The organism is Streptosporangium sp. CA-135522 (genome assembly GCF_050949235.1).
Classification (GTDB): domain Bacteria; phylum Actinomycetota; class Actinomycetes; order Streptosporangiales; family Streptosporangiaceae; genus Streptosporangium.
This window is the reverse complement of record NZ_CP192026.1, coordinates 2,511,461-2,533,575: the sequence shown is the minus strand read 5'-3', so window position 1 is coordinate 2,533,575 and position 22,115 is coordinate 2,511,461. Positions and strand designations below refer to the sequence as shown.

General features: G+C 69.7%; 20 protein-coding genes. 8 read left to right on the top strand and 12 right to left on the bottom strand.

Annotated features, from left to right (window positions below; translation table 11 throughout):
* Positions 1-29: 29 nt before the first annotated feature.
* A complete protein-coding gene (locus tag ACQPYK_RS12025; protein WP_433254175.1) occupies positions 30-698 on the bottom strand; it encodes a class III extradiol dioxygenase subunit B-like domain-containing protein in 669 nt (222 codons plus the stop codon).
* Between the two features lie 126 nt (positions 699-824).
* Entirely contained in the window at positions 825-2,321 is a 1,497-nt protein-coding gene (miaB, locus tag ACQPYK_RS12020; protein WP_433254173.1) for a tRNA (N6-isopentenyl adenosine(37)-C2)-methylthiotransferase MiaB, read from the bottom strand.
* 167 nt (positions 2,322-2,488) lie between these two features.
* Here miaB and ACQPYK_RS12015 point away from each other — a divergent pair, with 167 nt between their 5' ends.
* The 6 genes from ACQPYK_RS12015 (at position 2,489) to ACQPYK_RS11990 (ending at position 8,560) form a co-directional block, all read left to right on the top strand.
* Positions 2,489-3,151 (top strand): Uma2 family endonuclease, encoded by a 663-nt coding sequence (locus ACQPYK_RS12015; protein WP_433254171.1) that lies wholly within the window; start codon positions 2,489-2,491, stop codon positions 3,149-3,151.
* A gap of 100 nt (positions 3,152-3,251) precedes the next feature.
* Positions 3,252-4,007: an amino acid ABC transporter ATP-binding protein gene (locus ACQPYK_RS12010; RefSeq protein WP_433254169.1), complete on the top strand. Its 756-nt coding sequence runs from the start codon at positions 3,252-3,254 to the stop codon at positions 4,005-4,007.
* A gap of 36 nt (positions 4,008-4,043) precedes the next feature.
* The gene (locus tag ACQPYK_RS12005; RefSeq protein WP_433254167.1) at positions 4,044-4,853 is read left to right on the top strand and encodes a glutamate ABC transporter substrate-binding protein; all 810 of its coding nucleotides are present in this window, start codon (positions 4,044-4,046) and stop codon (positions 4,851-4,853) included.
* A 70-nt stretch (positions 4,854-4,923) separates the two neighbouring features.
* Positions 4,924-5,592 carry an amino acid ABC transporter permease gene (locus tag ACQPYK_RS12000; RefSeq protein WP_433254165.1) on the top strand — a complete coding sequence of 223 codons (669 nt, stop codon included), beginning with the start codon at positions 4,924-4,926 and terminating at the stop codon, positions 5,590-5,592.
* Complete coding sequence (locus ACQPYK_RS11995) at positions 5,589-6,527, top strand: amino acid ABC transporter permease (RefSeq protein WP_433254163.1); 939 nt, start codon at positions 5,589-5,591, stop codon at positions 6,525-6,527. The genes ACQPYK_RS12000 and ACQPYK_RS11995 overlap by 4 nt, the downstream gene beginning before the upstream one ends.
* Before the next feature lie 152 nt (positions 6,528-6,679).
* A complete protein-coding gene (locus tag ACQPYK_RS11990; protein WP_433254161.1) occupies positions 6,680-8,560 on the top strand; it encodes a S9 family peptidase in 1,881 nt (626 codons plus the stop codon).
* 100 nt (positions 8,561-8,660) lie between these two features.
* Here the strand turns inward: ACQPYK_RS11990 and rny are convergent, their stop codons facing one another.
* The 3 genes from rny to recA all read right to left on the bottom strand — a co-directional run bounded on the left by rny (position 8,661) and on the right by recA (position 12,742).
* Positions 8,661-10,280 carry a ribonuclease Y gene (gene rny, locus ACQPYK_RS11985; RefSeq protein WP_433254159.1) on the bottom strand — a complete coding sequence of 540 codons (1,620 nt, stop codon included), beginning with the start codon at positions 10,278-10,280 and terminating at the stop codon, positions 8,661-8,663.
* Between the two features lie 436 nt (positions 10,281-10,716).
* The gene (gene recX, locus ACQPYK_RS11980; RefSeq protein WP_433254157.1) at positions 10,717-11,625 is read right to left on the bottom strand and encodes a recombination regulator RecX; all 909 of its coding nucleotides are present in this window, start codon (positions 11,623-11,625) and stop codon (positions 10,717-10,719) included.
* A gap of 13 nt (positions 11,626-11,638) precedes the next feature.
* Positions 11,639-12,742, bottom strand: coding sequence for a recombinase RecA (recA, locus tag ACQPYK_RS11975; RefSeq protein WP_433254155.1), 1,104 nt, complete (start codon positions 12,740-12,742; stop codon positions 11,639-11,641).
* Between the two features lie 280 nt (positions 12,743-13,022).
* On the opposite strand from recA, the gene ACQPYK_RS11970 reads away from it, so the two are divergent.
* Positions 13,023-13,328 carry a hypothetical protein gene (locus tag ACQPYK_RS11970; RefSeq protein WP_433254153.1) on the top strand — a complete coding sequence of 102 codons (306 nt, stop codon included), beginning with the start codon at positions 13,023-13,025 and terminating at the stop codon, positions 13,326-13,328.
* A gap of 33 nt (positions 13,329-13,361) precedes the next feature.
* On the opposite strand, the gene ACQPYK_RS11965 is transcribed toward ACQPYK_RS11970, so the two are convergent.
* On the bottom strand, positions 13,362-13,556 hold the full coding sequence (locus ACQPYK_RS11965; protein ID WP_433254151.1) for a DUF3046 domain-containing protein: 195 nt from the start codon (positions 13,554-13,556) through the stop codon (positions 13,362-13,364).
* Positions 13,557-13,635: 79 nt separating this feature from the next.
* Positions 13,636-14,514, bottom strand: a complete 879-nt coding sequence (locus tag ACQPYK_RS11960; protein ID WP_433254149.1) for an AraC family transcriptional regulator — start codon at positions 14,512-14,514, stop codon at positions 13,636-13,638.
* A gap of 99 nt (positions 14,515-14,613) precedes the next feature.
* Here ACQPYK_RS11960 and ACQPYK_RS11955 point away from each other — a divergent pair, with 99 nt between their 5' ends.
* Positions 14,614-16,326, top strand: a complete 1,713-nt coding sequence (locus tag ACQPYK_RS11955) for a glycoside hydrolase family 35 protein (RefSeq protein WP_433254147.1) — start codon at positions 14,614-14,616, stop codon at positions 16,324-16,326.
* Between the two features lie 77 nt (positions 16,327-16,403).
* Here the strand turns inward: ACQPYK_RS11955 and ACQPYK_RS11950 are convergent, their stop codons facing one another.
* The 5 genes from ACQPYK_RS11950 to ACQPYK_RS11930 form a co-directional block, all read right to left on the bottom strand.
* Positions 16,404-17,240, bottom strand: a complete 837-nt coding sequence (locus ACQPYK_RS11950; RefSeq protein WP_433254145.1) for a carbohydrate ABC transporter permease — start codon at positions 17,238-17,240, stop codon at positions 16,404-16,406.
* A complete protein-coding gene (locus ACQPYK_RS11945) occupies positions 17,237-18,184 on the bottom strand; it encodes a carbohydrate ABC transporter permease (RefSeq protein WP_433254143.1) in 948 nt (315 codons plus the stop codon). Before ACQPYK_RS11945 ends, ACQPYK_RS11950 begins: the two co-directional genes overlap by 4 nt.
* Positions 18,185-18,344: 160 nt before the next feature.
* The gene (locus ACQPYK_RS11940) at positions 18,345-19,664 is read right to left on the bottom strand and encodes an ABC transporter substrate-binding protein (protein WP_433254141.1); all 1,320 of its coding nucleotides are present in this window, start codon (positions 19,662-19,664) and stop codon (positions 18,345-18,347) included.
* Between the two features lie 415 nt (positions 19,665-20,079).
* Positions 20,080-20,568 (bottom strand): VOC family protein, encoded by a 489-nt coding sequence (locus ACQPYK_RS11935; protein ID WP_433254139.1) that lies wholly within the window; start codon positions 20,566-20,568, stop codon positions 20,080-20,082.
* Between the two features lie 80 nt (positions 20,569-20,648).
* Entirely contained in the window at positions 20,649-21,986 is a 1,338-nt protein-coding gene (locus tag ACQPYK_RS11930) for a pyridoxal phosphate-dependent decarboxylase family protein (RefSeq protein WP_433254137.1), read from the bottom strand.
* Between the last annotated feature and the right edge of the window lie 129 nt (positions 21,987-22,115).

Here is a 22,115-nt window from a genome sequence, read left to right as displayed (position 1 = left end):
CCGTGGCTCCGTCCGGCTCCCGGCCGGGGTCACTCCGCCCAGCGGGCGACGAAGTAGCCGACGCCGTAGGGGGCGTCGTCGTAGAGGATCTCGCCGTTCAGGCGACCGCCCGCGCCGGCGAGGACCTGAAGGGCGGCACGGCCGGCCACCCAGAGCTCGGCCGCCTCGCGGGGGTCGAGTGCCGGGACCTCGGCTCGAGCGAGGGCCGCGACGATCGCGGCGTTGTACGGCTGTGCGCGCTCGTCCAGGTATCCGGGCGACTTCTCGGTGAGGCGGGCGGAGCCGTCGGCCATGACCAGCATCCCCACCCGGCCGGGCACCCCCGCCAGCCGCTCGCCGAGCGCGGCGCACGTCTCCGCGGAGGCGTCGAACGGCACCGCGTGGAATCCCGACACCGCCATCCCCTGCCTCTCCAGCAGCCAGCGGCCGACCGAAAGGGAGAGCGGCAGGACGGGCTCACCGGCGCCGACCCGGACGTCGACGCCCCAGGGCGCCAGGCTGCCGGCGGCGTCCGCTCCGTAGGCTCCGGACCGGTCGGCCCCACCGACCACCACGATCACGTCGGGCCCGGCGGCGCGCAGCGCGTCCATCGCGACCGCGCAGGCCGCCCGGAGCTCGTCGAGCTCCGGAGCCGCGGCGCCGGCCAGCTCGGGGACCAACAGCGGAGGATGCGGGCAAACGGCCGCGGCGACAAGCACCTCGCCAGACTAACCGAGCCCCGTGCCGGCCCCGCCGCTCCCGCGCGGGAACCGATCACCCGGCGGGCGGCGGAACGGGCCGGCGGGCTTCCGAAGCGGCGCAGGAGGGCCGCACAGAGGGAGCGCTCAGAGGGAGACGGAGCAGCCCGAGGTCTCCTGGACCGGCGCGGGGCGGCCGATCGAGGGCATGCCCAGCATGACCCCGCCGCCGCCGGCGGCCGGAGCGGCCTGCCTGGCCGCCCAGGCGTCGCCCGCGCGGGTGCGGCGCAGCTTCGCGGCGGGGCCGTCCGCCACCAGGTGGTGCGGGGCGGCGTAGGTCACCTCGACGGAGACCATGTCACCGGGGCGCGGGAGCTCCTCGCCCGGCGTGAAGTGGATCAGGCGGTTGTCGGGGGCCCGGCCGGACAGGCGGTGGGTCGCCTCGTCCTTGCGGCCCTCTCCCTCGGCCACCAGCACCTCGAGCGTCCGGCCGACCTGCCGCTTGTTCTCCGCCCAGGAGATCTCGGTCTGCAGGGCGACGAGCCGTTCGTAGCGCTCCTGCACGACCTCCTTGGGGATCTGGTCGTCCATGGTGGCCGCGGGGGTGCCGGGACGGATGGAGTATTGGAAGGTGAAGGCGTTGGCGAAGCGCGACTCGCGCACCACGTCGAGCGTGCCCTGGAAATCCTCTTCGGTCTCGCCGGGGAAGCCGACGATGATGTCGGTGGAGATGGCCGCGTCGGGCATGGCCGCGCGAACCCGCTCGATGATGCCCAGGTAGCGCTCGGCCCGGTAGGAGCGGCGCATCGCCTTGAGAACCCGGTCGGAGCCGGACTGCAGCGGCATGTGGAGCTGGTGCATCACGTTGGGCGTCTCGGCCATGGCCGCGATGACGTCGTCGGTGAAGGCCGCCGGGTGCGGGCTGGTGAAACGGACCCGCTCCAGTCCGTCGATGTCGCCGCAGGCCCGCAGCAGCTTGCCGAAGGCGAGGCGGTCGCCGAACTCCACACCGTAGGTGTTGACGTTCTGCCCGAGAAGGGTGACCTCCAGCACACCCTGGTCGACCAGGGTGCGCACCTCGTTGAGGATGTCGCCGGGGCGGCGGTCCTTCTCCTTGCCGCGCAAGGCCGGCACGATGCAGAAGGTGCAGGTGTTGTTGCACCCGACGGAGACCGACACCCACGCCGCGTAGGCGGACTCCCGCTTCGTCGGCAGCGTGCTCGGGAAGGTCTCCAGGGATTCCTTGATCTCGACCTGGGCCTCCTGCTGGACGCGCGCCCGCTCCAGCAGCACCGGCAGCGAGCCGATGTTGTGGGTGCCGAACACCACGTCCACCCAGGGCGCCCTGCGGACGATCTCTCCCTGGTCCTTCTGCGCCAGGCAGCCGCCCACGGCGATCTGCATGCCGGGGTTGCTCACCTTCGAAGGACGCAGGTGTCCGAGATTGCCGTAAAGCTTGTTGTCGGCGTTCTCCCGTACGGCACAGGTGTTGAACACGACCACGTCGGCCGTCTCCCCCTCGGGCGCCGGGACGTAGCCCGCGTCTTCGAGAAGGCCCGACAGGCGCTCGGAGTCGTGCACGTTCATCTGGCACCCGTAGGTACGAACCTCGTACGTGCGGGCGCTCTCCACGGTGACAGTCATCTCAGTAGACAAGGGTAGGCGCTTCGCCGAACCTCCGGGTACGGCCCGCGCCCGCCGTACGATGAGTAATGAAGTCGTCACGCTACGCTGATGAGGTCGTTAAGCCGGCGCTCCAAAGCCGCGTGCGAGAATGAGACCCCACCGACAGCTGAGAGTGGTGAGCCGCGATGGCGATGCTCGTGCAGACCTCGGAGGCGCCAGTGAAGGCCGAGAAGCCGCCCAGGAAGAAGGCGGCGGCGAAGCCGGAGAGCGTCTGGAGCACCCCGGGCGAGCTCAGCGTCGATGAGTGGTTCGAGCTCAACTCACGCGACGACGGCAGTCGCTACGAGCTCATCGACGGGAGCCTCATCGTGTCCCCCGCCCCATCTTTCAAGCATCAGCGCCTCGGAGACCGGCTTCAGAATCTCCTGGAGGACCTCCTGCCGCAGGAAATGGTCGCCGTCACTGCGACAGGCCTGCTCCTGGACAGCAAACCTGGAGTCATCCCCGACCTGATGGTCGTCGACAAGGCGCCGTTCGAAGAAGGTGCGGACGTTGCTCAGCCCGAATGGGTACACCTGGTCGCGGAAATCGTCTCCAGATCCACCACGACGACGGATCGCAAGATCAAACCCGCCAAATACGCACAGGCCGGGATTCCACACTTCTGGCGGATCGAGATGCCGCCCTTCCAGGGGCAGGGCAACGACCGGCTTCCCGTCGTCTTCACCTACAGCCTCAATGAGGAAGGCGACTACCAGCTCACCCATCGGATCGCTGCGGGGACGGTCACGGACCTCACCGAACCGTGCAAGCTGACGCTCGATCCGGCCGATCTCGCCACGATCTGACAGAAACTGGATCAGACTTTACCCAAAACGGGCAGGTCGTGATCTGATCGGTACCACAGGGTTAGCCCCGGGTGCCCTTTACAGAATTACGTTGTCCTGCATGACGGAGAACGGGGACGCGACTCCTCTGGTTGTGCTTGCGGACGTCAACAAGCACTTCGGTAACCTGCATGTCCTGCGTGACATCAATCTGACGATCTCTCGTGGCGAGGTCCTCGTCGTCATCGGCCCCTCGGGCGGCGGCAAGTCGACCCTGTGCCGGACGATCAACCGGCTGGAGACGATAGACGGCGGAACGATCACTTTCGACGGGCAGCCGCTGGCGGCGGAAGGCAAGACGCTGGCCAGACTCAGGTCCGAGGTCGGCATGGTGTTCCAGTCCTTCAACCTGTTCGCGCACAAGACGATCCTGGAGAACGTCACGCTCGGGCCGATCAAGGTCCGCGGCGTGGCCAAGGCCGAGGCCGAGCGCCGGGGCATGGAGCTGCTGGACCGGGTCGGGATCGGCGCCCAGGCGTCGAAGTATCCGGCGCAGCTGTCGGGAGGTCAGCAGCAGCGCGTGGCCATCGCCCGCGCGCTGGCCATGGACCCCAAGATGATCCTGTTCGACGAGCCGACCTCGGCCCTGGACCCGGAGATGGTCCAGGAGGTGCTCGATGTCATGATCGGACTTGCCCAGGAGGGCATGACGATGATGGTCGTGACACACGAGATGGGATTCGCCCGCCGCGCGGCGAACCGGGTGGTGTTCATGGCCGAGGGCCAGATCGTCGAGCAGAACACTCCTGAGGAGTTCTTCACCACCCCCCGGACCGACCGGGCGAAGGACTTCCTCTCCAAGATCCTTACGCACTAACGGCTCACTCCCCCTTGAAGAAGAAGAGGTAGCAGGATGCGTGTACGTCGTATTGGAGCCGTTGTGGTCGCAGTGGCCGCCGCCGCGGCGAGCCTGACCGCGTGCAGCGGCGGCAGTGACAAGTTCGTTGTCGGAATCAAGTTCGACCAGCCTGGCCTGGGGTTGAAGCAGCCGGACGGTTCGTTCAAGGGTTTCGACGTTGACGTGGCCAGATATGTCGCCAAGGAGCTCGGCTACGGCGACGACAAGGTTGAGTTCAAGGAGGCCATCTCGGCCAACCGTGAGTCCTTCATCCAGCAGGGCCAGGTCAACATCGTGATCGCCACCTACTCGATCACCGACGACCGCAAGAAGAAGATCGGCTTCGCCGGGCCGTACCTGGTCACCGGCCAGGACATCCTGACCCGCGCGGACGACACGACGATCAACGGCGTCGACGACCTGAAGACCAAGAAGGTCTGCGGCGCCCAGGGATCGTCCTCGCCCAAGCGCCTGGTCGAGAAGTTCGGCGACGCCTGGAAGGGCCAGTACCTCACCGAGCAGCAGGGCTACGGCGCCTGCCTGCCCCTGCTGGAGAACAAGCAGGTCGACGCGATCTCCACCGACGCGACGATCCTGGCCGGGTTCGCCACCCAGTCGCCCGGCAAGTTCCGCCTCGTCGGCAAGCCCTTCTCCGAGGAGAAGTACGGCATCGGCGTGAAGCTGGACGACAAGGACACCCGCGAGAAGCTCAACGCGGCCGTGGAGAAGATGTTCAAGGACGGCAGCTGGAAGAAGGCCGTCGACGCCAACTTCGGCGAGTTCGGCAAGTTCTTCACGTCCCCGCCGGCCGTCGAACGTTACTGACCGGCACTGATCGGCCACGAGTCGGCCGGGGCGTTCGCACACCCCCGGCCGACGGCCATTGGAGGGATGAGTGCAGGCACTCTTCGACGAATTCCCAGTCATTCTGGGCGCCTTCTGGCTGACGATCCGGCTCACGCTCGCCAGCGGGGTGGCCGCGCTGGTCCTCGGGACGATCCTCGCCGGGATGCGCGTCAGCCCGCTGCCCGTCCTGCGCGGGATCGGCACGGCGTACGTCAACATCGTGCGGAACACCCCGCTGACGCTGGTGATCGTGTTCTGCGGGCTGGGTCTCGGCCTGGTGCTGGACGTCTCGTTCTCCACGAGTCTGTCCACGAACTACCTCTGGCTGTCCATCATCGGCCTGTCGGCCTACACGGCGGCGTTCGTCTGCGAGGCGATCCGAGCCGGCATCAACACGGTGCCGCTCGGCCAGGCCGAGGCGGCCCGCGCCATCGGTCTGACCTTCTTCCAGAACCTGAGGCTGATCGTGCTGCCCCAGGCGCTTCGCGCGGTGATCGCCCCGCTGGGCAGCATCCTGATCGCCCTGATCAAGAACACCACGATCGCCGCCGCCATCGGCGTGGGTGAGGCCTCCTTGACGATGAAGACGCTCTTCGAAGCGCACGGCGACGCGGTCGTCCCGATCTTCTTCGGATTCGCGCTCGGCTTCCTGATCCTGACCCTGCCCACCGGACTGCTGTTCACGTGGCTGTCCAAGCGCCTGGCGGTGGTCCGATGAGCACGCTGACCGCAGAGCCGAAGCAGACGCGCAAACGCGCGTCCGGGCCCGATCGGGTCAGCGTCCTGTACGACGCGCCCGGTCCGCGCGCGCGGATGCGCAACACCGTGCTCACGGTGGTGGTCGTCCTCGTCGCGCTGCTCGCCGTCTACGTGATGGTGACCAAGCTGGATGAGAAGAACCAGCTCAACGCCGATCTGTGGACCCCGTTCCTGCGGGGCGACGTGTGGGTCAACCTGATCCTGCCCGGCCTGCTGAACACGCTCAGCGCGGGAGCGGTCGCCGCGCTGATCGCGGTGCCGTTCGGGTTCGTCTTCGGCATCGGCCGGCTGTCCGACCACGCCTGGATCCGCGTCCCGGCGGGAGCGGTGGTCGAGTTCTTCCGCGCCATCCCGCTGCTCATCATGATCTTCGCGGTGATGTACGGCGGAAGCGCGGTCTTCGGGCTCACCGTGACCCCGTTCATGGCGGTGGTGACCGGCCTGGTCCTGTACAACGGGTCGGTGCTGGCGGAGATCGTGCGGGCGGGCATCCAGTCCATCCCGCGCGGCCAGTCGGAGGCGGCGCTCGCCATCGGGCTGCGCAAGGGCCAGGTCATGCGGATGATCCTGCTTCCGCAGGGGGTCACCGCGATGATGCCGGCGATCGTCGCGCAGCTCGTCGTGCTCCTCAAGGACACGGCCCTGGGGTTCATCGTCTCGTTCGAGGACCTGTTGAACGCGGGGGCACGCGTGCTGCCGTCCAACTTCAACAACATCATCCCGGCGGTGCTCGTCATCGCGATCGTCTACATCATCATCAATCTGATCGTCGGCGCCCTCGCCACCTGGCTGGAGCGGCGCAGCCGCCGCAGCCGCCGGACGGCGGCCCAGCCGATCGCCCCGCCCGGGGCGGTCGTGGCGCCCGGCTCGGGCGACATCTCCGCGGTGGACTGACACGGTTCACACGAAGGCGGTCACCCCTGGCGGTGGCCGCCTTCTCGCTTTCTTCTCGTGTTGTGGAAAAGCATGGAAAACCGAATCACCGCATGTCGCGTGGGATGCGTCATACCGGCGACACGCGGCGGGTTATCGGGCAGGATTACGCCATGTCCCCCGAGCAGGCCGTCCTGCCGTACGCCACCTGGCCTTCCCCGATCTCCAGCACCGGGGTGGCCCGGTCCGGGCTGCGCCTGGGATTTCCGACGGTGCTGGGCGATGAGGTGTGGTGGACCGAGGACCGCCCCGCGGAGGGCGGGCGGACCACGATCGTGCATCGGAGCGCCGACGGCACGTTCCGCGAGCTGCTGGCCGCGCCGTGGAGCGCCAGAACCCGCGTCCACGAGTACGGCGGGCGCTCCTACGCGGTGGTTCCCGGCGGGAACGTGGTGTTCGCCAACCTCGCCGACCAGCGGCTCTACCTGCTGGCTCCCGGCGCCGAACCCCGGCCGATCACACCGGAGCCCGAGCGGGAGGCCGGGCTCCGCTACGCGGACCTGCTCGTGCACGACGGGCAGGTCTGGTGCGTGCGGGAGTGGCACCACGACGACGGCGGGACAAGCCGCTCCATCGTGTCCGTCCCGCTGCACGGCGAGGACGCGCCGCGCGAGTGGGTCGGCGGGAGCGACTTCTACGCCGGCCTCGCCCTCTCCCCCGACGGCGAGCACCTGGCCTACATCTGCTGGGACCACCCCCGCATGCCGTGGAACGGCACCGAGCTGCGGGTCACCCGGCTGGCCGACGGCGTGTCCCGGACGGTCTGCGGCGGGCCCTCCGAGTCGGTGCTCGCCCCGCAGTGGCGCGACGACCGGCACCTCTATCTGGTCTCCGACCGGTCGGGCTGGTGGAACCTCTACCTGGTCGGGATACACGGCGGCGAGCCCCGGGCGCTCCATCCGGCGCAGGAGGAGTTCGCCGGACCGCTGTGGCAGCTCGGCGCCCCGCCGTACCAGGTGCTGGACGACGGGCGGATAGCGATCCTGCACGGCCGGGGGGACCCGCGGCTGGGCGTCCTCGATCCGGGCAGCGGCGCACTGACCGACCTGGAGGTGCCCTACGACGGCTGGGAGCAGGCGCTCTCCTCGGACGGACGGATCCTGGCCGGGATCGGATACGGCCCGACGGTGCCCCGGTCGGTCGTCCGGATCGACACCATGACCGGATGGGCGCAGGCGCTCCGCCATGACGTCGACGAGCTGCCCGACATCGCCTACCTGCCGCGCGCGCGGGCCGTGGAGTTCGAGGGACGATCCGGCCGCCGGGTCCACGCGTTCGTCTGCCCGCCGTCGAATCCGAAGGCCCGCGGCGACGGCGCCCCACCATACGTCGTGTTCGTCCACGGCGGTCCCACCGGGCGCAGCACCGGCGCCCTCGACCTGGAGAAGGCGTTCTTCACCAGCCGGGGCATCGGCGTGCTCGACGTCAACTACGGCGGCTCCACCGGTTACGGCCGCGCCTACCGCGACCAGCTGCGCGGCCAGTGGGGCGTGGTCGACGTGGAGGACTCGATCGCCGGCGCCGAGTGGCTGGCCGCGGAAGGCCTGGCCGACCCGCGGCGGATCGCGATCCGGGGCGGGAGCGCGGGCGGCTGGACGGTCATGGCGGCCTGCTGCGCGTCCGGCGCGTTCGCCGGCGGGGTCTCCTACTACGGGGTGAGCGCGCTCGCCTCCTTCGTCGCGACCACCCACGACTTCGAGTCCCGCTACATCGAGTGGCTGGTGGGTCCGGAGGATCCCGTCCTGTACGGCGCGCGCGAACCTCTCGGCCGGGTCGCCGAGGTGAGCTGCCCCATGCTGCTCCTGCAGGGCCTGTCCGACCCGGTGGTCCCCGCGGCGCAGTCACAGGCCTTCGCCGACGCCATGGCCGAACGCGGCGTCCCGTGCACCTACCTCACCTTCGAGGGCGAGGCCCACGGTTTCCGCCGCGCCGAGACCCGCAGCGCGGCGCTCGCCACCGAGCTCGCCTTCTACCAGCAGGTCTTCCGGAGCTGACGCGTCGCGGTCGTCGCGCTCACCGGGCCGGCCGGGCTCACCGTGCTCACCTGACTCACCGGGCCGGCCGGGCTGGCCGTGTTCACCGGACTCGCCTGGCTTACCGGGCGAACTCGGTGGCCCGGGACTCGCGGACGACCGTGATGCGGATCTGGCCGGGGTAGGTGAGCTCCTCCTCGACCTGCTTGGCGACGTCGCGAGCGATCACCTGGGCCTGGATGTCGTCGACCGAGTCGGGTTTCACCATGACCCGGATCTCCCTGCCCGCCTGCATGGCGAAGACCTTCTCGACACCGTCGTAGGAGGTGGCGATCTCCTCCAGGCGCTCCAGCCGCTTGACGTAGGCCTCCAACGACTCGCGCCGGGCGCCCGGACGCCCGCCGCTGATGGCGTCGGCCGCCTGGGTGAGGACGGCTTCGACGGTCTTGACCTCGACCTCGTTGTGATGGGCCTCGATCGCGTGGACGACGTCCTCGTGCTCGCCGTACCGCCTGGCGATCTCGGCGCCGATGAGCGCGTGGCTGCCCTCGACCTCGTGGGTGAGGGCCTTGCCGATGTCGTGCAGGACCGTGCAGCGCTTGAGCAGCACCGAGTCGAGCCGCAGCTCGGCCGCCATGATCCCGGCGAGGTGGGCGGACTCCACGAGATGGCCCAGCACGTTCTGGCCGTAGGAGGTGCGGTAACGGAGCTGGCCGAGCAGGGTGATCAGCTCCGGGTGCATGTCGGTGATGCCGAGCTCCACCAGGGCGTCCTCACCGGCGCGTACGCACAGTTCCTGGACCTCCGCCCTGCTGCGCTCGTGCGCCTCCTCGATGCGCTGGGGGTGGATACGCCCGTCGAGGACGAGCTTCTCCAACGTCAGCCGGGCGGTCTCCCGGCGAACCGGGTCGAAACACGACAGCAGCACCGCCTCGGGCGTGTCGTCGATGATCAGATTGACCCCGGTGGTCGACTCGAAGGCGCGGATGTTACGGCCCTCGCGGCCGATGATGCGGCCCTTCATCTCGTCGCCGGGCAGGTGCAGGACGCTGACCACGGACTCGGCGGTCTGCTCGGTGGCCACCCGCTGGACGGCCAATGTGACGATCTTGGTGGCCCGCTTCTCCCCCTCCTTGCGCGCCTCTCCCTCGATCTCCCTGACGATCAGCGCGGCCTCGCGCTTGGCCTGGTTCTCGATCTCCCTGACCAGTTCGGCCTTCGCTTGCTCGCCGGTGAGCCCGGCCACCCGTTCCAGGATGGCCCTGCGCTCCTGGGCGACCCGGTCGAGGTCCTCGCGGCGGTCGGCCAGCTTGGTCTCCGTCTCGGCGAGCTTGCGCGCCCGGTCGGCCTGGCGCCTGGCCTCCTCGTCGAGGCGCTGTTCCCGCTCGCCCAGCCGGTTCTCCCTGCGCTCGAGGTCGGAACGCAGCTCCTTGAGCTCGTACTTCAGCACCCGGCTCTCCGCCTCCGCCTCCTTGCGCAGCTCGGCGGCGGCCTCGACGGTGGCCTCGGACCTGCGCAGGACCTCCTCGGCGTCACTCTGCGCTCTGGTGCGGATCTCGGTGGCCTCGCGTCTGGCCTCCTCCAGCGCGGCCTGGATCTCGGCCTCCTGCTCGGGGGAAGGACCGGTCGGCCGGCCGGCGGCTCCACCGGTGCGACGCAGCAACACGATCAGTGCGGCTATCGTCACCACGGCAAGCACCGCAACCGCCCCCGCCAATGTGACGACCACAACCGGATCCATGCGCGCCCCGCCCTCCTCGCGTCGCAGATATCAAGCACGCGAGGGTCACACGCACGGCACGGAAAGTCCAAGCGCTGGCGCCACCAGGACAGATATCAACACGGCGGCGACGACGCACCGGCCATTCCCGCCGGCACCTCGCCCGTCCGTATCCGTCAAGCCCGCTCGTCCGTAATTCACCGTTATGACAATCCGCACTGCGCGGAGTAACTCCTCACTGCCGTCGAGGTTAAGCGTCAAAGAGGTAACGGGCAAGCAAAGCCCCGTTGGGAGCCGCTTAAACATGAGGAGCCGATGTTTCTTTCCTCACCGCCTCGACAGAACCCGGTGAAGGCGGGTGACCCCCGGCGTCACCGGGGGTGACGGCACCGGTCTCATGGGTCAGGACATCACTTGAGGACCGGTTTCCCGGTAAAACATCGCCGACATGCTTTTGCTAGTCAGGCGGGTAATCCAGCTCCTCCGAAAATGCGGGACTTTCCGCCTCTTCGTTCTCAAGTGCCTCACGGACCACGCGAAAGGCCAGACCCGGACCGTATCCCTTCCGGGCGAGCATGCCGGCCAGCCGCCGGGTCCTGGTCGCCGGCTCCAGACCCCGCGTCGAGGGGAGCTTGCGCGCCACGAGCCTGCGCGCCGTCTCCGCCTCCTGCTCCGGGTCGAGCTGCTCCACCGCCTCCTTGACGGTGTCTTCGTCCACCCCGCGGTGACGCAGCTCCGAGGCGAGGGCCCTGCGGGCGAGACCTCGCCCGGAGTGGCGTGAGCTCACCCATGCCGCGGCGAACGCCTCGTCGTCGATGAGCCCGACCTCGGAGAACCGCTCCAGCACGGCCTCGGCCGCCTCCTCGGGCACCTCACGCTTGCGCAGCGCCTCGGCGAGCTGGGCACGGGTGCGCGGCGCCATGGTCAGCAGCCGCAGGCAGATCGCGCGTGCCACCGCCTGCGGGTCCGCGGCGGGCCCCTGGCTCGCCGGAGATCCCTCGACCGGCCCGTCGGGCAGGAACCCCGCGGAGGCGCCCCGGGACCGCTTCGCGCCGCGACGCGAACCGCGACCGCCCCGGCCCCGGCTATCCCCGCCGGAGCGCTCTCGCGCCCCCGCTTCGACGTCGTCTCCGAAGGCGGGCCCGCCGTCCGGGGCGAAGCCGGCGTCTCTTCCCGGGGCCGAGCCGCCGACTTCCTCCGAGCCGAACGCCTCCCGGTCGCCCGGCCGATCCCGGCGGGAACGCCGTGATCGACCACTCCCCCGCCTGCCCGTCCCGGAGGATCCCGCCTCCGGCACGTCCGGCCAGGCGCCCCAGTCCCGCGGCCCGGCCGCGTCGGCCGGACCGGAGTCAGGTCCCGTCGTCATCGATCGATCCGGCTCAGACGTCACCCGGCTTGGGGGTGGCCGCCTTGGGACCACGGCCGGAGGCGGCCGGAGCCGGAGCGGGAGCCGCGGCGGCCGGAGCCGGGGTGGCCGGAGTGTCGAGGCGCGGGCCGATGCCGAGCTTCTCCTTGATCTTCTTCTCGATCTCGTTGGCCATGTCGGGGTGGTTCTTCAGGAAGTTGCGGGCGTTCTCCTTGCCCTGCCCGAGCTGGTCGCCCTCGTAGGTGTACCAGGCGCCGGACTTGCGGACGAAGCCGTGCTCGACGCCCATGTCGATCAGGCCGCCCTCACGGGAGATGCCGACACCGTAGAGGATGTCGAAGTCGGCCACGCGGAAGGGCGGGGCCATCTTGTTCTTGACGACCTTCACCCGGGTGCGGTTGCCGACCGCCTCGGTGCCGTCCTTCAGCGTCTCGATGCGGCGGATGTCGAGACGGACCGAGGCGTAGAACTTCAGCGCCTTTCCACCGGTCGTGGTCTCGGGCGAGCCGAACATGACGCCGATCTTCTCGCGGAGCTGGTTGATGAAGATCGCGGTGGTGCCGGTGTTGTTGAGCGCGCCGGCGACCTTGCGCAGCGCCTGGGACATCAGGCGGGCCTGGAGACCGACGTGGCTGTCGCCCATCTCGCCCTCGATCTCAGCCTTGGGCACCAGGGCCGCGACCGAGTCGATGACCAGCAGGTCGACGGCGCCGGACCGGATCAGCATGTCGGCGATCTCCAGCGCCTGCTCACCGGTGTCGGGCTGGGAGACGAGCAGCGCGTCGGTGTCGACGCCCAGCTTCTTGGCGTATTCCGGGTCGAGGGCGTGCTCGGCGTCGATGAACGCCGCGATGCCGCCGGCTCGCTGGGCGTTGGCCACCGCGTGCAGCGCGACGGTGGTCTTACCCGAGGACTCGGGACCGTAGACCTCGACGATGCGGCCGCGCGGGAACCCGCCGATGCCCAGCGCCACGTCGAGCGCGATGGAGCTGGTCGGGATCACTTCGATGGGTGCACGGGTCTCGTCGCCGAGGCGCATGACAGAGCCCTTGCCGAACTGACGCTCGATCTGGGCGAGCGCGGTCTCAAGCGCCTTCTCGCGGTCGTTAGCCGCCATGGGAGCCCCCTGAAGGGTCGCGGGTTGAATCGGTTGCCAGAAAGCTACGGGGTGCCACCGACATTTTCTGGAGAGCACGCCACGAGTGGCGGCGTGTCCAATATAGCCGAACGATTGTTCGATCGTGGCTCAACGGCACCGGGCGTTCCCTGCGCGACACGAGTCACAGGAGGCGGCCGATCCCTCCTCGGGGAGACATTCCCGGGCATTCGTCCGGAGCTGTTGTCATCCGGCTGAGCTGGGGTGATGCTGAAGGCACAACGATCCCGAGGTGCCCGACGTGACCGCCCCGTTCGTCCAGCAACGCCTGGCCCACCTTGAGTCGCTGGCCGCCGGACTGCGCGGTCGGGGGCTGATGTGCCGCATGCTCGGAGCCGGGAATCCGGTGCTGTGGGTGTGGCATCCGGGCAACGGGCGGCAGACCATCGTCTTCGCCAGTCCCGCCGGGGACGGCTGGCTCTTCCTGTGGGCGCCGGACGGCCAGGAGAGCGCCGAGGACCCCGGCCGTGCGGCCGGTCTGGTCGGGAAACTGCTCGACGGCACGCCTAGACCGAACACGCCGGACATACCGGACACGTCGGTCTGACCTGCTCGGGCCGGTCCGGGGCCGGTGGGCCCGTCAGCGCAGCCGGGCGGGAACGTCGGACACCCCGCACACGGCCCGCCAGACGTCCTTGGCCGCGAAGCCGTCGGCCAGCGCCTGGTTCACGGTCCGGCCGCCCAGATCGGCGATGATGTAGTCACGGGCCCACGACTCCGCGTACGAGTCACCGAAGTGCAGTTTCATCCGGTTCCAGAAATCCGACAGGCGCATCCTCCAAGTGTGGCGCCTTCCCGCCATGCTCATGACAGGCGGACCCGCGGCCGGGACGTCCCGTGGCGACGTCCGGACCTCAGCCGATGAACCCGCGTGACCGCTGCTCCCTGAAGACGCTGGGCGCCGATCCGACCCGCCGGGTGAAGATGCGCGTGAAGTAGGCCGGGTCGTCGTAGCCGACGCGTCGCGCGATGGAGGCGACCCCGAGGTCGGTGCCCGCGAGCAGGTCCTTGGCGCGGGTCAGCCTGATCGACAGGACGTAGTCCTTGGGGCTGCAGCCGGCGCTCCTGCGGACGGAGTCCCGCAGCTCCGCGACGGTCATGCCCATCCGCCGCGCGTGCTCGGGGATGGTCAGCGGCAGGCAGGCGTCCCTGGCCAGGCTCTCCAGCACGGGGTGGCCGTTCGGATCCCGGTCCGCCCGGCCGCGGCGCAGGGCGACGAGCAGTTCGTGCACGGCCGCCGAGGTCTCGACCTCCACGTGCGGCCCGCCCTGCCGGCACACGGTCGCCATCTTCTTGACGAGGTGCTGTACGGCCTCGGCCGAGGACAGGGGGACGACCGGCTCCTGCCGGTCGATGAAGCCCAATTCCCGGTAGGCGTCCGTCGCGGGGCCGGTGAAGTCCACGAAGCACTCCGACCAGCCCGGTTCGTACGGGCCGTAGTGGTGCACGACCCCCGGGTACAGCCACAGCAGGACCGGGGCCCGCACGTCCACGGGCGGCCGTCCGTCAGAGGAGAACCAGCCCTCTCCGGACAGGATGACCACCGCGACGTGGTGTTCGAGAACGCGGGGGCCGACGGCCGGCAGGCGTCCCTGCTGCATGCCCACGCCCAGGCAGGTCAGGCCCAGCCGCCGATGGGCGGGGCTCGGCGTCAGGTAGTGCCACCAGTGGTCCCAGTGCTCCTGACCCTCGGTCCACTCGATCGGTCCAACAGGCCGCCGCGAATTGTCCATGGCCTCCCCCGGCTCCGGTCGGCAGGCTTGCGGTGCTGACTTGGGGGATCGTAGTGAAGCCCGATGACGATCCCGTCACGAGATGGAAGGGATCGGTTGATGCGTGAGTTCTCGATCACAGATGGGGAGTTCCTCCTGGACGGCGCGCCGTTCCGGCTGCTGTCCGGGGCCGTGCACTATTTCCGGGTGCACCCCGCCCAGTGGGACCACCGGCTGGCGATGGTGCGCGCGATGGGCCTGAACACGGTGGAGACCTACGTTCCGTGGAACCTGCACGAACCGCGGCCGGGCGACTTCAGGCGGCTGGACGAGTTGGGAGACTTCCTGGAGGCGGCCGCCCGCCACGACCTCCTCGCGATCGTGCGGCCCGGGCCGTACATCTGCGCGGAGTGGGAGAACGGCGGCCTGCCCGCCTGGCTGACCCACCTGGTCGGCGCGCGGGTCCGCACGAGCGACGCCGCCTATCTGGAGCGGGTCGACCACTGGTTCGACCAGCTCGTCCCCAGGATCGCAGAGCACCAGATCACCCAGGGGGGAAATGTGATCATGGTGCAGGTGGAGAACGAGTACGGCTCCTACGGATCGGACTCCGGCTACCTGCTCCACCTCGTGGACCTCCTGCGCGACTCGGGGATCGAGGTTCCCCTGTTCACCTCCGACGGGCCGGAGGACCACATGCTGACCGGTGGCACCGTGCCCGGCGTCCTGGCGACCGTCAACTTCGGCTCCGAGCCGGAGGCCGCCATCGCCGCCCTGCGCCGCCACCGTCCGGACGACCCGGTCGTGTGCATGGAGCTGTGGCTCGGCTGGTTCGACCACTGGGGCAGCGATCACACCGTCCGCGACGCGGCCGACGCCGCCGACACGCTGGAGCGGCTCCTCAAGGCGGGCGGCTCCGTCAACATCTACATGGCCCACGGCGGGACCAGCTTCGGCACCTGGGCGGGGGCCAACCACGACGGGACCTACCGGCCCACCGTCACCTCCTACGACTACGACGCGCCGATCTCCGAGGACGGCAGACCCACCGAGAAGTACTGGCGGTTCCGGGAGATCCTCAGCCGCTACAACACCGCGCCGGAGCCTCCGCCCGCACCTCCCCTCCTCCCCCCGTCCCGGGTGGAGATGACCGGCTCGGCCGCCCTCTTCGACGTGTTGCCCGCCGGCTCGGCCGTGTCTCCCATGCCGCCGTCCTTCGAGGACCTCGGCCTCGTCCACGGGCTGGTCCGCTACGGGGTGGACGTGCCCGGGCCGCGGCGGCCGTACCCCCTGACCGTGGACGGGTTGCACGATCGCGCCCACGTCTACGTGGACGGCACGCGCGTGGCGACCCTGTCGCGGGACGGTGACGCGTCGGTGGAGGTCGCCGGCCCGGCCAGGGTCGAACTGCTGGTGGAGTCGCTCGGGCGGGTCAACTACGGCACACGGCTCGGGGAGCGCAAGGGCATCGTGGGCGGGATCCGGCACGAGCGGCAGTACCTGCACGGCGTGAGCGCCCAGGCCCTGTCACTGGAGGAGCTCCCCGCGATCTCTTTCCGGGAGGGCGCGCGGTGCGCGGCGCCGGCCTTCTTCCGCGGCTCGCTGCAGGTGTGGGAGCCCGCCGACGCCTTCCTGGCCCTGCCCGGGTGGGAGCACGGCCACGTGTGGGTCAACGGCTTCGGCCTGGGCCGCTACTCGGCCCGCGGGCCGCAGCACACCCTCTATCTTCCCGGTCCCGTGCTGCGTCGGGGCGCCAACGAGATCGTCGTCCTCGAGCTGGACGCCGTGGGCGATCCGGTCGTCGAGATCCGCGCCTCGCCCGACCTCGGCTGATCCGCCCGCGCGGAGGCCGTACGCGCACGAGCGGCACACGCGAGGGCCCGGCCGAGCGGCCGGGCCCTCGCGCCCTCCTACAGCTTGACGCTTCCGGCGGCCAGATCGGCCTTCCAGAAGCGCTGCAGCGCGACGAAGGCCAGGATCACCGGGATGATCGAGATGAGGGAGCCCGTCACCACGGCGTCCCGCAGGAAGCCGGTGCGGATGCCGTTCCACTTCGCCAGCCCCAGGGTGATCGGCCAGAGCGACTGGTCGTTGAGCACCATCATCGGCAGGAAGAAGTTGTTCCAGATCGCGACGAACTGGAACAGGAACAGGGTCACCAGGGCGGGAGCCATCAGGCGTATCGCCACGGTGGAGAAGATGCGCAGCTCGCCGGCGCCGTCGATGCGGCCCGCCTCCAGCAGTTCGTCGGGAACGGCCGCCTCGGCGTACGCCCTCGCCAGGAAGACGCCGAACGGGCTCACCATGCACGGCAGCAGCATCCCCCACATGGAGTTAAGCAGCCCGATCTCGCCGAGCAGGAGGTAGAGGGGAAGGGTGAGCAGCGGGGTCGGGATGAGGACGGCGCCCATGATGACCGCGAACACCGCGCCGCGTCCCTTGAAGGGATACTTCGCCAGCCCGTACCCGGCCATGGCGGCCAGCAGCGTGGCGCCCAGGGCTCCCCCTCCGGCGTAGACCAGGGTGTTGAGCAGCCATCGGGGATAGAGCCCGCCGTCCTGGGACATCAGCCGGTCGAGGTTGTCGCCGATACCGATGTGCCCGAACCACAGTCCGGGCGTGTCGAACAGGTCGCCGCCCGATTTCGTGGCCGACACGACGAGCCACCAGATCGGCAGCAGGACGTAGATCGCGACCACGAGGAGGACGGCGGTGGTGAGGACCCGCGAGCGGACGGTGACCCTCATCGGCGTACTCCTCGGGTGGTCAGCCAGGCGGACAGGCGCAGGAACGCGAGAGACAGCCCACCGGCGACGAGCGCGAGCACGATGGCGATGGCCGAGCCCTGCCCGTAGTCGTTGTTGTCCAGGGCGACCTGCACCGACCACATCAACGGGGTGTAGCTCTTGGAGACGGCGGTGGTGACCCCGCTCAGCACGGTGGGCTCGTTGAAGAGCTGGAGCGTCCCGATGATCGAGAAGACTCCGGTGAGGATCAGCGAGGGCCGGATCAGCGGGATCTTGACCGACCAGGCGATCCGCCACGCGCCGGCCCCGTCCAGGGACGCCGCCTCGTACAGGTCGCGCGGGATGGCCTGGAGCGCGGCGTAGATGACGAGCATGTTGAAACCCGTCCAGGTCCACGTGACGATGTTGCCGATCGACCAGATGACGACGCCGTCACCGAGGAAGTCGATCCCGAGGAAGCCGAGCGGTGAGATCTCCCGGGTGTACAGGAACGACCAGACGATGGCCGCGATGACCCCCGGAACGGCGTAGGGCAGGAAGTACACCAGGCGGAAGAACCGCGAGAAAAGAGCGGCCCGGCCGTCCAGCAGGAGCGCCAGCAGCAGCGCCAGGCCGAGCATGACCGGCACCTGCACGACCCCGAAGGCCAGCAGGCGGCCGAGACCGCTCAGGAAGGTGTCGTCTTCGAAGACGGCGAGGTAGTTGCCGATCCCGGAGAAGACGCGCTCGGGCGTGCCGAAACCCAGCCCCGATCGCTTGACCTGGTAGAGGCTCTCGTCGATCGCGTAGCCGATCGGCAGTAGGAAGAAGACCACGAAGAGCGCGCCGAAGGGAAGCAGAAAGATGAGCGCGGCCCGGTTGCGCCCGGGCGTGCCCCGTCGTCGCCGCAGGCGCACCCCGTCGGCGGCCTGACCGGGGGGAGCCTCCAACTCGGAGACTGTCATGAGGTGATCGCCTTTCCTGACACATGTGTCACGCGGAGGTCCACGGGCCTCCGCGTGATCGCGTGCATTTCTCGGCCGCCCCGGGACGTGCGGGACCCGTCCGGCATGGCCGGCCCGGGACGTATGGGACCCGTCCGGCATGGCCGGCCCGAAGGTCCGTCTAGCTCTGGGAGACGTTCAGGCCCTTGCCCTTGATCGAGGCCACGGCCTTCTCCTGAAGGGACTTGAGCGCGTCCGTCAGGGTGCCGCCGCCGGTCACGGCCCGCCCGACCTCGGTGACGAAGGCGTCGTTCAGCGCCGGCATGGTCGGGCCCCAGCCGAAGTCCGGGGCCACCGTCTTGGCGGACTCGGCGAAAGTGCCGAAGACCGGCTGGTCGCCATAGAAAGGCCGCCCCGCCCGCATGCCCGGCGACGACTCCGCGCCGGCCGCCGCGGGGAAGAGGCCGCCGTCGGCCATCAGGCCGCCGACCGCACCCGCGTCGGTGGACAGCCACCCGGCGAACTCCACGGCCTCCTTCGGGTGCGCGCAGCCCCTCAGCACGGCGTTCGGGGAGCCGCCGACGTTTCCGGTGACGGTACGGCCCGCCTCCCACTGGGGCATGGGGGCGACCGCCCATTTGCCCTTGGTCTTGGGGATCGAGTCCTCCAGCACCTTGGTCATCCATACGGCCGACACCAGCGAGGCGATCTTCCCGTCGCTGAAGTCCTTGAACCACGCGTCCGACCAGCCGGGCTTGACGTCCACGAGCTTGCCGTCCAGCAGGCGCTGCCAGTAGCCGGCGACCTTGAGCGTCGGCTCGTCGGCGACGTTCACCCGCCAGGCGTCACCCTGGGTGGAGAACCACCGGGCGCCGGCCTGCCAGGCGAACCCGCTGAAGCCGTACATGTCATCGGGGTTGAACGAGGTGAGGAACACCTCGGGATCCGCCTTGTGGATCTTCTCGGCCGCCGTCGCGAACTCGTCCCAGGTCTTCGGCACCTCGATCTTGAACTTCTCGAACAGGTCCTTGCGGTAGAACATGCCCATGGGGCCGGTGTCGACCGGGACGCCGAACTGGCGCCCGCCGAAGGTCACCGTGTTGACCGCCCATGGCTGGATCTTGGCGTTGACGTCCTTGACGAGGTCGGTGACGTCCTCCAGCGCGCCCTCGATGAGGAAGCTGGCCATCGTCTCCGCGCCGACCTGCGCCAGGCACGGCGCGTTGCCGGCTTTCACCGCGCCGAGCATCTTCTGGTAGCCGCCCTTGCTACCCGGCTCGACCTGGGTGTACTTCACCCGGACGTCCGGATGGGAGGCGTTCCACGCGGCGGCGGCCTTGTCGTATCCGGGAGCCCATCCCCACCACTCGATCGTGACCGGGCCCGACGGGGAGGCGGGCGCGGCCGAGGACCGCGGCGCGGTGTCGCCGCCGCAGGCCGCCGCGGCGAGAGCGGTGATCAATGCGGTCGCCGCCCCGGCGACCGCTCGTGCGTTACGCATGACGTGGACATCCTTCCGCGCACCCTTTTCTGTGGCGGTAACACTCCGCTCCCGGCGCCTGTCGCCTCCATGGACAAACGCCGCCGGATTCTTGCACTTTGCGATCGGCGGCCTCGCCGGTTCGCGCGCATGCCGCCGCGCAGCGCGCTGACCGGCGGCCCCGACGGGCGCGGGCCGGACATCCGGATGCCGGACGGTCCGCAAGGCTCGGGGCAAACGTCCAAGTGCCGGCCGCCTTTGTCCATTACCGGACGGCGGGCCCGCCGCTATTCATGGAGGGGACTTCTCCGCCGTACGGCGTGGCTTCCCGGAAGGCACGTGGCATGACCGTCCCGGAAGGGAGGACGCGATGCGTCCCGCGGCTCTTCGCCGTCGCCCGGCCGTGCCGGACGTCGCCCCCGCGGCGGGGCGGGCGTCAGATCACGCGGGAGCCGTACATCTCGCCGAGCCGGTCGGCGAGCAGTTCCAGGCGGGCTCCGTCGGGGTCCCTGAAGTAGATCGACGCGCCGCTCTCGATCTGGTGCGGCACGCCCGCGGCCTCCAGCTTGCCCCGCAGCCGCTCCCAGGTCGACGGGTCGACGGAGATGGCGATGTGGTGCAGACCGCCGAGAACCTCCCGGTAGGGGCCGAGGTCCAGTCCGGGGAAGTCGAAGAAGGCCAGCAGGTTGCCGTTGCCGATGTCGAAGAAGAAGTGGTTCGATCCCCGATAGTCGCGATTCTCGAAGATCTCCGTGAGGGGGAACTCCAGGAGGTCCTGGTAGAACGCGATCGTCGTCTCGACGTCGGAGGAGAGCAGCGCGAAGTGGTGCAGGCCCCTCGCGCTGCTCGGCGGCCGGTGCTCTCGCAGGCGCTCCGCCCTGATCCGCTCACGTGCCGTCTCCACGGCCGGATGGTCGATGCTCATCGCTGGCTCACCGCTCAATGCGTCGGGTGCTCGTCTGAGCTCTATCTCCGTGACGGGAGGCGGTGAACCTTCCCCGACCGTCACGCCATGGTGGCGAGGATCTCCCGCACGATCTCCATGGACGTGCCGGGATGCAGGAACGCGAACCTGGCGACGGTCTCGCCCTCCCAGCCGGTCGGCGTGACGAAGCCGATCTGCCCGGCGAGCAGCCGCTCGGACCACTCGTAGTAGTCCCGGTCCGTCCAGCCGCTGCGCCGGAACAGCACGGCCGACAGCTCGGGCTCCCGGATCAGCTCCAGGTGCCCGGCCTCCTCGACCAGAGCGGCGGTCTCGCGGGCGAGCGTCAGGCCCCGCTCGATCGCCTCGGTGTAGGCGTCGGTGCCGTTGACCGCGAGGGAGAACCAGAGCGGCAGCCCGCGGGCGCGCCGGGTCAGGTGGTAGGCGTAGTCGGTGGGGTTCCACTCGTCGCCCTCGGTGTGCAGCACGTCGAGGTAGGAGGCGTCCTGGGTGTGCACGGTACGGGCCAGGCGGGGGTCGCGGTAGAGCAGGGCCGCGCAGTCGAAGGGCGCGAACAGCCATTTGTGCGGGTCGACGACGAAGGAGTCGGCGTGCTCGATGCCCGCGTAGCGGTGGCGGATCGACGGGGCGAACAGCCCGGCGCCGCCGTAGGCGCCGTCCACGTGGAACCAGAGGTCACGCTCACGGGCCACCTCGGCCACCCCGGCGAGGTCGTCGATGATGCCGGCGTTGGTGGTGCCCGAGGTGGCGACCACGGCGATCACGTTGGCGGGGTCGGGGTCGGCGGCCAGCGCCGCGCGCAGGGCCTCGCCGGTGAGGCGGTGGTCGGCGGAGGGCACCACGAGGGCGTCCACGTCGATGATGCGCAGGGTGTTGGAGATCGAGGAGTGCGCCTGGTCGCTGACGGCGACCCGCAGCCGGCCTTCCGGACGCCTGCGCCGGGCGGTGTCGCGGGCCACGACGAGCGCCGACAGGTTGCCCGCCGAGCCGCCGGAGACGAAGCAGCCGCCCGCACCGCCGGGCATGCCCGCCCGGTCGGCGAGCAGCCGTAGCACCTGGTTCTCCGCGGCGATCGCGCCGGAGGCCTCCAGCCAGGAGATGCCCTGGAGCGAGGCGCAGGAGACGACCATGTCGAACAGCAGCGCGGCCTTCGTCGGCGCGGCCGGGATGAACGACAGGAAGCGGGGACTGTCGGCGGAGATGACCGCCGGGGCCAGCTGGGTCGCGTAGACGTCCAGGACCTTCTCCGGATCGGTGCCGCCGGGGGTGATGATCCCGGCCAGGGCGGCATCGAGCTTGTCCTTGACCCCCGGGTTGTCGAGGGGGACGGGATCAAGGGAGAGCCGCTCCCTCATGTAGGAGAAGACCAGGTCCGTCAGGCGCTCGTCATAGCTGTGCACATGTGCAGTATGCGGACAAAAGAGTTAAAACCGGTAATAGATGATTTAGACACCTTGATACGTATTTTAGGTCCATCCGTACGGTCGTCGCCGCGACGGCGGATTCTGTCGGTGGGGCAGTGCACTATG